Annotated in this window: 1 protein-coding gene; it reads right to left on the bottom strand. The window is 48.5% G+C overall.

What is annotated here, in order from left to right; genetic code table 11:
• The coding region (locus tag AC1DP6_RS20805) for an Ig-like domain-containing protein (protein WP_477056531.1) at positions 1-14,782 on the bottom strand (14,782 nt) is incomplete at its 3' end.
• Positions 14,783-14,944: the final 162 nt, after the last annotated feature.

Below are 14,944 nucleotides of genomic sequence, written 5' to 3'. Positions count from 1 at the left end.
GAACTGTATCACCTGCATTCACCTGGGCATTACCTGTCTTCACAATACTTAATTGTGATTGTGCACTTACCTGCGTTGTAGCCGTTCCATTCACCGTATTATTATTGGCATCTGTTGCACTCGCCGTATTCGTGATGCTACCAATAAAGTCAGGATTAATTTTACCGCTAATCTGTATGTTGATGGCATTGCCTGCACCAGCGGTGATATTACCGGTCAGTGTTACATCGCCACTGCCAGAGCTGTTACCTGTTATAGATGCGGCTCCGGTGGTATTCGCTGTCCAGCTTACACCGCTAAGCGTATCAGATACGATATCACTGATCTTCACACCAGTGGCATCAGATGGGCCGTCATTCGTTACAGTAATAGTATACTTCAGACTATCGCCTGCAATAGCGGTAGCTGCTGCTTGTTTCACAATACGCAGCGTTGGTTTCTTAGTCACCACAGTGATCACTGGCGTACTCGGAATGGAGTCGCCCGTTGCTGGTTTCAGTACCGCAATATTAGATACAGAAGTAGTGACCCCCGACCCTACTACACCCGTGATATTTACCACGATGGTATTACCACTACCGGCACCTATATTTCCTTTCACCAACACATTATTGCCACTGCCCGTTGCACCACTGGTTACCTGCGAAGTGCCACTCGCTACTGCCGTCCAGGTTACGTTACCAACCGTCGCAGGTACCGCATCTGCGATACTTACACCTGCTGCACTGGAAGGTCCAGCGTTGGAAGCCGTGATCACATAATGAACTGTATCGCCTGCATTCACCTGCGCATCACCCGTTTTTATAATGCTCAATTGCGAATTGGCCGTTACCTGTGTGGTGGCTGCTGCAGTTACCGTCTTATTATTCGCATCTGTTGCACTCGCCGTATTCGTGATGCTACCAATAAAGTCTGGGTTGATTTTACCATTAATCTGTATGTTAATGGCATTGCCCGCTCCAGCGGTGATATTACCCGTCACTGCTACATTACCGACACCACTGCTGTTGCCAGTTATTTGCGCTGCGCCAGTGGTAGTAGCTATCCAGCTTACACCACTCAGTGTATCAGACACGATATCGCGGATCTGAATACCGGTTGCATCAGATGGCCCATCGTTAGTGACACTGATGGTGTACTTCAAGCTATCGCCTGCATTAGCAGTGGCAGCCGCCTGTTTCACGATGCGGATCTGCGCTTTACGGCCAATAATAGTGATTACCGGCACCGTAGTGATGGTAGTGGTATCTGGTCTTGTTAAAGTAGCTGTATTGCTGATACTGGTGGCGGTAGTGTTGGCAGGAATGCTTCCTTTAATCCGCAACAATATCTTATTCGCGGCACCTGCCGGAATATTGGCTCCTATCGAAATATTATTACCAGTGCCGGCAGCAGCACCAACGATAGCAGCACTACCATTGGCGATGGCAGTCCAGCTCACACCAGTGATGGTGGCAGGTACTATATCTGTAACGGTAATACCGGCAATATCTGAAGGACCTGCGTTAGTAACCGTTACATCGTAACTAATCGTATCACCTGCATTCACAGCAGCCGAACCGGTTTTAGTAATCGTCAACGCTGACTGCGGTGTTACCCTGGTAGTGGTAATACCGGATGAAGTCCGTTCTCCATTTGAACTGGCGAATGCCTGGTTATTCAGGATACCACTAAAGCCTGGCGCAATGCGACCAACAACCTGTATCGTAACAATATTGCCTGCTCCTGCCGGCAGTACCGCCTGTAACGCGATGTTATTGCCAGTGCCGGAGGAAGCACCACTCACCTGTGCAGTGCCTTTAGTAGTGGCACTCCAACTAACACCAGAAAGCGTGTCTGATACAATATCGCTGATAGCAACCGCTGTTGCATCAGAAGGTCCGCTATTAGATACGTTGATAACATACCGCAAACTATCGCCGGCAATACCTGTCGGAGGTGCCTGTTTCACGATGCTGATGCGGGCTTTGCGGCTAATGGTGGTCACCACAGGTACACTGTTGATGTTACTGCCATCCGGTTGTTTTAATACCGCCTGATTGCTGATGCTTTCAGCGGTGGTATTAGCAGGTACTTTTCCGTTAATAAGTACCTGTATATTGTTGCCTGCGCCACCATCAATATCACCCAGCACGCTGATGTTATTGCCTGTTCCGGCAGTTGCACCATTGATTACCGCGTTACCATTAGCCACTGCTGTCCAGGTAACATCTGTAACTGTTGCCGGCACTACATCGGTGATGCTGACACCAGTGGCATTGGATGGTCCGAGATTAGTGGCAGTTACCAGGTAACTGATCACATCGCCGGCATTCAATGTAGCTGGCCCGGATTTAACAATCGCCATCTGTGCCAGTTGTTTTACCTCCGTGGTTACACTGGCATTGTATGCTTTACCCAGATTATCTGTTGCAGTAGCAATATTGGTGATCACTCCTGTGAAATCAGGATCAGCAATACCGGTCACTGTTACATGTATGCCATTGGTATTACCTGCCGGTACATTACCATGGAAACTAATCGTATTACCAATGCCTGTTACGGCAGTGCCAGCAGCCAGTGTAGCGCTGCCATCCAGACTTATACTCCAGGTTACCTGTTTGATCTGTGCAGGCACGATATCTTTTACGAGCGCATTTAGCAGGTCAGACGGGCCAGCATTGGTCAGGTCTATGTTATAGGTAACCGGGCTGCCTGCATTTACCTGTTGCGGACCTGATTTAGTAATAGATACACCCGGTGTATTAACGATGCGGGTACTCACTGAATCCTGCGCCACCACCGCTGCATTAAACTGCAGGGAAGCCTTGTTCAGAATAGTACCAGTTTGGCCGGTAGCAATAGTACCATTAACCGTAATAACGATACTACCCCCGGCAGGAATATTTCCATTCACAGATATATTATTGTTATTGCCGGTGGCAGCACCAATGATACTAGCTCCGTTTGCAACAGCGGTCCAGCTAACCTGCTGCACCCCTGCTGGTACAATGTCACTGATCGTTACATTGCTGGCGTCAGACGGACCTGTATTGGAAGCTTCCAGCACATAGGTAATACGTCTGCCTGCGGCCAGTGTATCAGGGCCGGATTTACGCAGCTGTAATCCTGGTTCAGCTACCACATTAGTGACTACCGGAGTTGTAGGTACTTCCGGTAAATTATTTATCGTATATCCGGCTACGTTAGTAACCGCTCCGGTAAACGAAGCTGCAATGGTACCGGTAATACTTACCAATACCCGGTTCGCTATACCACCTGGTACATTGGCAACAAAGGATACGTTACCTGTTCTGCCAACGATATTACCACCATTGATGGCAGCAGCACCCGCAGCGGTAGCAGACCACACCGGATTCTGAAGTTGAGCCGGCAGTATATCTGATACGGTAATGGCGGTCGCATCGGAAGGACCTCCATTAGTCAGCACCATGGTGTAAGTGATTTGTGAACCAGCGACAGCCCCGGACGGACCGGATTTCACCAACCGTATGGCTGTACGATTCGCTACGGTGGTAACCACATCATTAGACGAAGTAGTTGTACCATTTACAGTAGCGCTGGCCACATTTCTTATACTACCCGTAAAGGCAGGATCAATGATGCCATTGATGACGATGTGTATTACATTGCCGCTGCCTGCAGGAATACTACCGGTGATATTAACATTACCTGTTTGACCCGTAACATTACCGCCACTGATGGTGGCTGCACCTGCTGCGGTAGCTGACCATACTGCCTGTTGCAGTTGTGCAGGTATCACATCCGTCAATACCATATTCACCGCATCAGATGGTCCATCGTTATACGCATCTATAGTGTAGGTAATGGCTCCTCCGGCAGTAGCACTGTCTGGTGCTGATTTCACCAGACGAAGACCCGGGTTACCGGTAATTTCTGATATAGCCGTTGCCGTTACAGGCTGTCCATCTACAGGGGTTACATTCGCCACGTTGGTGAGTGTACCATTGGATGCCGCATCTACGGTGCCAGTGATCGTTACCACAATGCTATTGGCACTACCAGCCGGGAGGTTGGCCGTAAATACCACATTACCGGAACGATTGCTGATATTACCACCTGTGATAGCCGCACTGCCGACTGCTGTAGCGTTCCATGTTGCGTTCTTAATGGCAGCAGGTATCTGATCGGACACGGTGATACCATTGGCAGTAGAAGGACCGCTATTGGTCACTTTCAGTACATAGCTGATAGACTGACCAGCAGCTATTTTCGCAGGGCCAGACTTGCTGATCTGCAGGGATGGCCTGTTAACAATATTGGTATTGACAACATTACTGTTAATCGTTTGTCCGTTTACGGTAGCCACCGCACTATTGGCAATAGTGCCATTGGCAGCCGGATCAGTAGTACCAGTGATAATCACCGTCAACACACTATCCACCGGAATATCGCGGGCAACAGATACGTTACCGGTACCAGAATTAGTCGTTCCGTTTCCGGTGGCGGTCCATGAAGGCAACAGTACTGCTGCTGGTATAATATCCTCCAGTTTAACGCCTGTGGCGTTAGAAGGTCCGTTGTTACGGAGTTCCAGGCGATAAGTAATCGCTGAACCTGCGATAATTTCTGCAGGGCCGGATTTCACCAACACCAGTCCGGGCTGACTCGTTACCACTGTATTTACTGTAGCAGTAGCAGGCACCGGATTGGTCACTCCCGGAGGAGGTGTAGCCGTAGCGGTGTTAGTGAGTGTGCCAGTGAAATCAACTGCTACCATACCGTTGATGGTGAGTGTAACAGTGTCCGTATTAGCAGGTAAATCTGTCGTCAGGTGAATACTGGCAGCGGAGCCATTGTTAGGCGAAACTGTAGCGCCGCTGGTAGCGGTAGCGGTCCAGTTCAGGTTCGTAATACCTGCTGGCACTACGTCATTGATATCGGCACCTGTTACACCAGCAGGGCCAGCGTTATACACTTTCACAACATAAGTAATCGGCTGTCCGGCAGCCATAGCTGACGGCGCTGTTTTACTTATGCGAAGGTTCGCCGTTTTATTAACGGTTGTAACCACCTGACTGCTTTTGATGCTGCCGAAAGTGGCGGTAGCAGTATTGGTGATCGTACCACCAGAAGTAGTGCCTACAATTCCCTTAATATTTATCTCTATGCTTCCTGTTTGATTTGCTCCCACTAAACCGGTTAGATTAATATTATTTCCTGTGCCGGAAGGAGCTGAAACGTTAGCAGTACCGGTAGCTACTGCCGTCCAGGTTACCCCGGATACCGCAGCAGGAACAATATCTGCAATCGCCACACCATTGGCATCAGACAATCCGGTATTGATCACAAGGATACTATAGTTGATCGTATCGCCTATATTAACAGCAGCAGGTCCTGATTTGGATAACTGCAGCCCTATATCTGAAATAAGGGTGGTATTAATTGTACTGGAATTATTAGCAGGAATAGTTTCTGTTACATCTGCCGGAGGAGCTACCGTAGCCGTATTAGTGAGGGTACCTATTGCCTCACTGGCAACCTTTCCTTTGATAGTTATAATCACTTCATTACCGGCACCCGCAGCAATATCTGCATTCACCGTTACCAGTTTATCAACAATTACCGGCGTTTGTGCAGTAGCATTACCACGTGTACTGGTCGTCACATCCGTGATGGTAGCAAAGTTCGGCACATTGTCAGTAATCACTGCATTGGCCACATCTGAAATGCCACGGTTAGTTACTACCAGCTGCCAGGTAATATCCTGCCCCGCAGCTCTGTTAGCAGGACCGGATTTCACAATCACCAGGTCTGCCGCTCTTGTAATATTAGTGATAACAGTAGCTGTGGCAGGCGTACTATCTGCTACTGCAGCAGGAGGTGTAGCAATGGCCGTATTCGCAATATCGCCCGCTACAGCGCCTGGATTTACCCTGGCATTGATTACGATACTAATGATGCCGGTGTTAGCTGGTATATCAGCAGTTAAATCCACATTGCCGGTACCTGATGCGGCGGATACCGCAGCGCCGGTGCCGGTAGCCGTAGCAGTCCATGTAGCATCAATGATACCCGGAGGAATCATATCTGCTATATGCACCAATTTTACGTTAGAAGGACCACGATTGGTAACCGTAATATTATAAGTAACAGGTTCTCCGGCCACAGCATTGGCAGGACCGCTCTTCACCAGTTGCAGATCTGCTTTACGTGTAACCGTAGACGTTACTGCAGAAGAAACGCCTGGCAGTCCCGGAGGTGTAGCGCTGGCCACGTTAGCCAACACAATAGCTGTATAGTCAGGGCTCAGTGTACCCGTTAAAGTGATGACAATACTATTGGCAGGAGCAGCAGGTATGTTGCCGGTGATGTTAATATCACCCGTACCACTGGTACTGCTTACACTGGTACCCGTGCCATTTGTAACAACTGTCCACGCAGGATTCTGCAACGCAGGATCTACCACGTCTGCAATCACGGCGTTCACCGCATCAGATGGACCATTATTAGTAATAGTAAGTGTGTAGGTCACATGATCACCTGCGCTGATGGCGCCCGGTCCAACTTTCACAATCTGCAATCCAGGCGTACTGGTGATCGTTGTTATAGCAGTATCCTGTTTATCAGGCATACCAGGAATAGTGGCTACCACCCTGTTTACCAAAGGAGCCCCGGTGTAGGAAGAGGATACTTTACCTGTTACCAACACCTGGATGGTATTGCCTGCGCCGGCTGGTACATTGCCGGTAACAGCAATGATATTACCACTTCCTGTGCCTCCTGCCGTCACCTGCCCGGTGCCGTTATTAACAGTTGTCCAGCTTACATTGGTAACAGCTGCCGGTACAGTATCTTTTATGATAATGCCTGTAGCATCAGAAGGACCGTTATTACTTGCGGTGATGATCCACGAAATATCGCCTCCTGCGGGACTTTGCGTTGGTCCTGATTTGGAGATGCTGACCGCTGGAGAACTGATCACATGTGTAACTGCTTCATTGGAAGTAAATACCGGTTGTCCCGCAACGGTAGCGGTAGCGGTATTATTGATATCTCCTGCAAAGGCAGGGTCAATGGTACCCGTTATTGTGAGCAGCACAAAATTATTGTTGCCTGCGGGAATATCTGCAGTAAAGCTGATATTATTGCCGCTGCCGGAACCACCTGCCACTGTAGTGTTGCCACCATTGGTAGCAGACCAGGTTACGTTCTTCACATTGGCAGGCACCACATCTGCGATTGTTATCTGTGATGCATCAGATGGACCGTTATTGGTTATGTTTACGGTATATGTAATCGCGCTACCAGCGGCTAATGTATCTGGTGCACTCTTCACCAATTGCAAAGCAGGTAAATTATTAACCGTTGTAATCACGGTTTCACTCTTCGTCGTATCTCTTCCTTTTTGATAAGTAGCAGCAATGTTATTGAGTGTACCTGTAAAGTCCGGCGCTACTGTTCCGGTAACTGTAACCGTAATCTGGTTGCCAGTGCCGGCAGCCAGATCGCCGGTGAGCAATATGTTGTTACCGGTACCGGCATTGCCGGCTGTTATAGTAGCATTACCACTCACTGCAGATGTCCAGCTGACACCTGTAATTTGTGATGGTACTACATCCTGGATAAATATTTCTTTCGCATCAGACAATCCCAGATTAGTGGCGACCAATGTATAGGTGATCTGTTCACCTGCATTCACGGTAGCCGGGCCCGTTTTACTAATATTAAGCCCCGGTTCATTGCTGATAATTGTTTGTTGAGAGGCAGATACAGGCGTACTACCTGTTACCGCAGCAGTGGCAGTATTCACAATAGTACCTGCAGCAGATGGATCGAGGGTACCGTTGATAGTAATTTTTATTTTACCACTGTCTGCTGGTACATTGGCGATCAATGCCACATTGTTGTTGGTACCGGTAGCTGGTCCGCTGATGACGGCGCCGCCGGAAGCCACTGCTGTCCAGTTAGTATGCTGTACTTCCGTCGGTACCACATCTGCTATGTTAACAGCGGTGGCGTTGGAAGGACCGTTGTTAGTGATTTCCAATGTATACACTACATTCTCTCCACCTACGGCATTTTGCGGACCAGCCTTACTGATTTGTAACGACGGGGTATTCACCACCCTGGTAGTCACCGTATCAGAATGCACGGTTGGAACATCAGTACCAGTGGCGGTGGCAAAATTGCTCAACTGACCAGTAGCTCCCGGCGCTACTTTGCCCACAATCGTAATGGCAATATAATTGCCTGCACCTGCTGGTATCGTTGCGCCCACGGTTACTGTATTACCACTACCGTTGTCGCCGGAACTAATGCTTGCGCTGCCACCTGGAGTAGCATTCCATACTACACCTGTCAGCGTATTATCTACAATATCAGAGATCGTGATATTCTGTGCATCAGACAATCCGGTGTTAGTGACCAGTAACTTGTAAGTGATCAGTTTACCTGCTACAATCGTATCAGGTGCATTCTTGTTAATAATCACCTTAGGATCACTGGTAACAGTGGTAACCACACGTTCAGAAGCAATCGGAGGATTGCTGCCGTTACTGATGAATGCCTGGTTAGTAATTTGTCCTTTGAATGTTGGATTAATTATTCCACTTAAGAACACCACTGCATGATTGGTATCTCCTACCGGGAAGTTACCGGTCAGTTGCAATACACCGTTAATAATGGCAGATGATGCCACTGTAGTTCTTCCATAAGTATTTATCCGCACCTGTGGATCCAGTAACACTCCCGGTACGGTATCCAGCAGCTGTATATTAAAGGCGTCTGATGGACCGGTATTACTTATGTTCAGAGTATATACAATCCTCTGACCTGCACTTGCTGTTACAGGACCAGATTTGGAAAGCACCAGTCCAGGGCTATTATTGATAGTGGTAACAATATCGTTAGATGGTAACGGAGGATCGTTATTCACCTGCACTTTTGCAGTGTTGGTAATGGTACCACCCGCATCCGTTAGTAAGGTACCTGTGATGTGGATGACAATACTATTGTTCGGGCCGGCAGGTATGTTAACCGTTTCCAGTACATTATTGGTATTACCGGTAGCGCCGCTCACCACCGTGGCCGTACCGGTAGTAGCAGTGGTCCAGCTGGCACCGGTAATGTTAAGCGGTACTACATCTGTAATCACCGCATTCACGGCATCAGAAGGGCCATTGTTGGTGACGGTAATGGTATAATCTATCCCCGTACCTGCATCTGCCGCCAATGGGCCTGTTTTCACGATTCGCAAGCCAGGTTTACTCACCACCCTTATTTCATTATTACCTGTAACGGTGGAACCGCCCGGAACACTTGCCGTAGCACTATTTACAATAGAATCTTTTGCGGCTGCATCCACAGTACCTGTTACTGTAACAATGATCATATTGCTGGTACCTGCCGGAATATCGGCAGTAGTGCTAATATTACTGCCACTGCCGGATACAGCACCTGTTACTGTAGCTCCGCCACTACCTGCTACCTGCCATTGTGGATTCAGAATAGCTGCTGGTATAGCATCTGCAATTACAACACCCACAGCATCGGAAGGACCGCTGTTGGTAACAATGATCTTGTATTGAATAGCTTCTCCCGCATTAACACTACCGGCAGGGGTACTTTCCTTCGTGATATTCAGACCCGTTTTATTCTCTACTGTGGTAATAATTTTATTGGAAGATATCGGTGGTTGTCCAGGTATTGTAACTGTAGCGGTGTTATTGAAACTGCCTGTAGCTGAGGTGCTAACGGTACCGGTAATGGTCACATCCAGCTTATTGGCACTACCTGCCGGTAGATTCGCGGTAAAGACAACGTTGCCACTTCCACTGCTCACGTTGGCGCTCGCCGTACCCGATCCGGTAACTGTCCACGTAGCATTCTGAATAGCAACAGGAAGCTGATCATTCACAACAGCTCCCACAAGGTCCGATGGTCCGGTATTCACCACTTGCAGGTGATAGGTAATCGGCGTACCGGCTATTTCACTTACAGGGCCATCTTTTGTAATGGTTACATTATAACGCGGAGCAGCGGTATCTGTATCCGTGGCGCTGTTTCCTGCTGGATTTACATTCACATATCCTGCTGGAACAATAGCGGTGGCGGTATTTACAAGAGGGCCAGTGAAACTAGGCGGCACTACTAACGTTAAAGTATATACGACGCCGATACCGGATGGTAAATCCCACTTTTGATCAATAGGACCAGTACCCTGTCCGCCTGGTTGTGAACCAGCAGTAAATGCGTAAGTCCAGCTGGCCGTAGTAATACCTGCCGGTAAAGGATCTGTAACATTCAATTGCAGTACATCGGAAGGACCATGATTAGTGTATGCAATGTTATAAATCACCGATGTACCTGGTGTATACAGTGTGGTTAAATCTGTTTTTGTTACCTCTACTTCTACCTTGTGTACAACAGGCGTAATAATAGTCGTATCAGCAGGAGTAGGATCAGTAGTACCAATTGGTGGCGTAGCAATTACCCTGTTGGATAAACTGCTGCCGGCAAATCCTGCGGCTACACGTCCCGCAATGGTCAGCGACACAGATTGTCCCGGCGCCAATGAAACGCCTCTCCACTGACTGGATGCCGGTATATAGCTACCTGCTGAAGGGGTATAGTTTTCTGCTACAAATCCAGCCGGTAAGCTATCTGTAACAGTAAATGCTTCTGTAGGTAATAATGTGGACGGACCATTGTTGGTCACCGTGATGGTATAGGTTAATGCTTCTCCGGCTCCTGCACTGGCAGGGTTGGCTGTTTTTGTCACCTTAAGATCTAATACAGCTGCTGTTACCTGTATGGTGGCAACAGCCTGCGAACAGGCTCCCTTATCATCACAGGCGCGGTATAGATAACTATCCGTACCTGTAAATCCGGCATTAGGTGTATAAGTGAAAGTGCCATCTGCATTCAGTTGCAGGGTACCATTGGCAGGATTTGTTACCAATACGGCTGTCAGCGTAGCATTTTCAGGATCGCTGTCATTGGTCAATACATTTCCCTGTACCGGCACATCGCGGACGGTAGTGTATTGATCATCCACCGCCACAGGTAGTCTGTTAGGTACCGCACCTCTTACCGTAGAACTGTTATTATTTGTATTTGGATCAGGTGTTCCTGCAGGAACAGGCACATTAGCCTGATTCACCAGTGAGTCACCACCAATGGATGCCGGATCCACCGTTCCTGTTACCGTAATAACAATTTTGTTGCCGGCAGCAAAAGGCATATTACCGGTAGCGGCAACAGTAGCGCCACTGCCACTGGCAGGACTAACGCTAACGCCTACACCGGTTACTGAGGATGTCCAGCTGGCATTGATCATTTTTGCCGGCAGCGCATCCTGTATTGAAAATCCATTTACATCAGACGGGCCGAAATTCTCTACTGTGATAGTATAGCTTACCGGGCCTCCGGATGTATAGGTGTTGCCTGCATCAGACTTAATTACGCTGAGATCCGCCTGTTTCACATAGTTCAGCACAACGGTATCTACAGAAGGCGGACAGTTGCCATTGGTAATAGACCAGGTAAGTACTGCATTGGTATTGGGTTGCAGCGTAATGTTAGTATTGGGGTTAGCCGGATCTGTAATGCTGGCTGATCCACTTACCAATGTCCAGGCTCCTGTGCCAACAGTGGCGACATTGGCGCCCATCGTAAATACGCCGCTGTTATTCTTTGTCTGGTCAGGACCTGCATTGGCGGCGGTAGGCAACGCGTTTACCACCACCAGTACGGTATCGGCCGTAGTGGCACAACTACCACTGCTAATGGTCCATCTGAACTGGTAGCTACCTGGCTGCAGTCCCTGCACCTGTGTAGTACCCAGGTTTGGATTAACAAAAGTAGCGGTTACTGCACCACTGATTTGTGTCCAGGTACCTACACCACTGGCAGGTATATTACCGCCCAGCGTTGTGCTGTTCACATTACATAAGGTTTGATCCGAACCTGCGTTAGCCGCGGAAGGCAACGGAGCTATCGTGATCAATACCGTATCAACAGAAGGCGGACATACGCCATTACGGATGCTCCATACAAAAGTAAAGGTACCGCTGCTGAGCCCACTGATGCCGGTATTAGGCAATGTAGTATCTACTATCACTGCGGTGCCCGGACCGCTGACCTGCCGCCAGCCACCACTACCGGCTATCGGGGTATTGCCCGATAACGTAGTGGCGTTTACGTTACAAAGATTTTGATCAGTACCTGCATTAGCGGTAGTAGGTGTAGCGCTGATCAGTACCGTGAGGGTATCACTGATCATATCCGCACAACCGGAACTGGTACTGCTGACGATACGCCGGAAGTAGGTGGTTTGTGACACTACCGGTGCATCATAAGTTACCAGCGTTGCGCCGGCAATATCATTAAAAGTAATATTGTTAAGAGATGATTGCCAGCGATAGGTATAAACACCGGAACCTCCTGTTGCGGGTGTTGTTTGTGTAAACGCTGCCGGGTCTCCACTGCTGCAGAATGTTTGGTTTCCTGCTATTACACCCGGCTGCAGTACTGGGTTCACCGTGATCATGATAGCTGCACTGGTATCACTGCAACTACCGGAATTAACGATTCTTCTGAACCAGATATTTTGCGGAGATATTGCAGGCGTATAGTCTTTACCGTTAGTAGTACCGGCAGCAGTAGCAAACCCGGTAGTAGCGCTGGTAATACTGGATTGCCATAGATATACCGGACTACCGGTAATGGCGTTACCGGTAAGCGCTGCCGGCGTACTGCCTATACAAATAGACTGCGGCGCATTGATCACATTGCTACCGATGGCGGTAGAAACAGGAATGCTGCTGGTCTTAATATTATTACACCCGGTGCCGGAAGGGGCACCGTTACATTCTATGTCTGGATCAGTAGGATTGCCACTGGTGGCGCTGGTTGCATCGGGATCTGTTACATCTTTGGGACGTAATACACTGGATTTAGTAATGAGGTTACCACCTACAGGCACATCCGTTAGTGTACCGGTGATCGTATAATTAATCACCGCGCCGTTAGGCATGTTAAGTACTGCTGTGTAGGCATTACCGCTCACACCTCCGGATACAATCACCGCATTACCCGTAATTACGGGGCTAACCGTAACGTTGGTGAGCTGCGGCGGGAAGGAGAAGCTGTAACGCGCGCCATTAGCGGAGTCCGGTCCATTGTTCCGGACACTGGTGGTATAGCTAATTTGCTTGCCTGCACAGATAGCAGTAAGTGCCGGAATATTATTGATTACTTCCAGATCGGCCTGGTATTGTTTCACCGTTACACTGGAAGTAATCGGTAGGCTGAAAATATAAGCCCAGGTATCCAGCAAACTATTATCGCCATAGCTATTCGTATACTTGTGACCGTTAGTAGTACTATTAATGCCCGGACTGGCGGATGCATCAACGGGAACAGACGCACCTGTACCGCTTCCCAGCAATTGATCATTCCAGTATACGGTAGGATCGGGGGCATTGGATCCATTGGTACGGGTAATAACAATACCATTCACATTATTCTCCACATCCATGTAAGGGAAATGCACTTCTCCTGAAAACAGGATTACCGTAACATTGATGGTGGTACCATTGGCTACATCCACACCGAGGCCATTTTTGCCATCCCATAAAATAGCATTGTCTCCGGTAACAGATGATCCGGTAATAATACGATCCACAGGATCGGTGGTGTTGCCGTTATTATTTACATCTATCAGAATTTTAAAATTCCCGTTCTGGTTAGCGGTAAAATGGACGTATCCTCCTCCCAGTGGCGGTGTTCCGGAACGACCAGGTGTACCTTCTCTACCTGTAAAAAAAACCTGGCTAACTACGGGATTGACAGGAGTACTAATTAACCAGGTACTGGAGGCGGCTCCACTCACCCATACGGGTGCGCTCGCCGGTAAAGCACTACTAGGCGGATTATAAAATAGTTTCTGGGTGATATTGGTGGCATCATCCGGCGAAGTGGGATTATGAAAAGAATAGGTGCCACTGCTGGAAACAACGGAGTTGAGGTCAACACTTTTATATACCGGTACACCAGTGGCTCTATCGCGGGTGCCTTTATTATTTACAAAAAAAGCAAAGAGGAAAGGTTGTATGCCATTGCTGGAGGCAGTATAGGTAAAGCCATCTTTGGTGAGTACATTAAACTTACCATAAAAGGCAGAAGCGGCGGTACCTGCATTGCCTGTAAAAATATTCAGGAAGGTGCGCCCTGGTTGTGCGGTACCTGCACTAGCCACGGTAATATCCCAGGCTACTATCAGCGCCAGGGTGCTCACGGCAGTTTGATTGACAATTGTCCAGGCGGCATTGGCTGCCGGGGGACTAAAGCCACTGCCTAAAGAGGTGGATCCTGTATTTGGAGGATCAAACTCTATTGTCCATATGCCTTCTTCACTGGCCAGTACTGTTCTGTTATATGCAGTATATCCTCCTACTGTCAATGCAGCGGGGCCCGCCAGTTCTTCTGCGCGGTTATTGATACGTCCTGTAGTGATGGAGGCGCCGGTGTTATAGGCGTTCCCGTTAGGGGCTATTAACCGGGTAGTGCCCGTGCCTATCCCCTGCGCGCTTGACCCTACATAAATCACTTCTCCCGCTTTCGCATATACGAACATTCTGCCGGGATTGTAAATATTTCCGATGAGCGCACTGGTAGCGGTAGAGGAGCTGGTCATGTAAGCACGGTTACCTAACGCACCGGACGGGTACATGTCTTTACTACCTTCTGCCAAACAGCAAATAACGGGGAACAGGAACAACCATACAATTGAACAAAGGGTCAGGAGTCTTTTCATACAAGCGTTTTGCATCTCAAGCAACTGCTGAACAGACACATACCATTAGCACACTACTTTCCCGGGGTTCAGGCAAGTGTATTTGATTTTCTGAAATGAATTAAAAAGAAGTAATAGTTAAAATACCAATCTTCACAAGACTAACTACGGATACGGATTTCG

This window comes from Chitinophaga sp. 01L420 (assembly GCF_056399985.1).
Note: the sequence above shows the minus strand (reverse complement) of the source record. Positions and strands in the feature narration are given on the sequence as shown.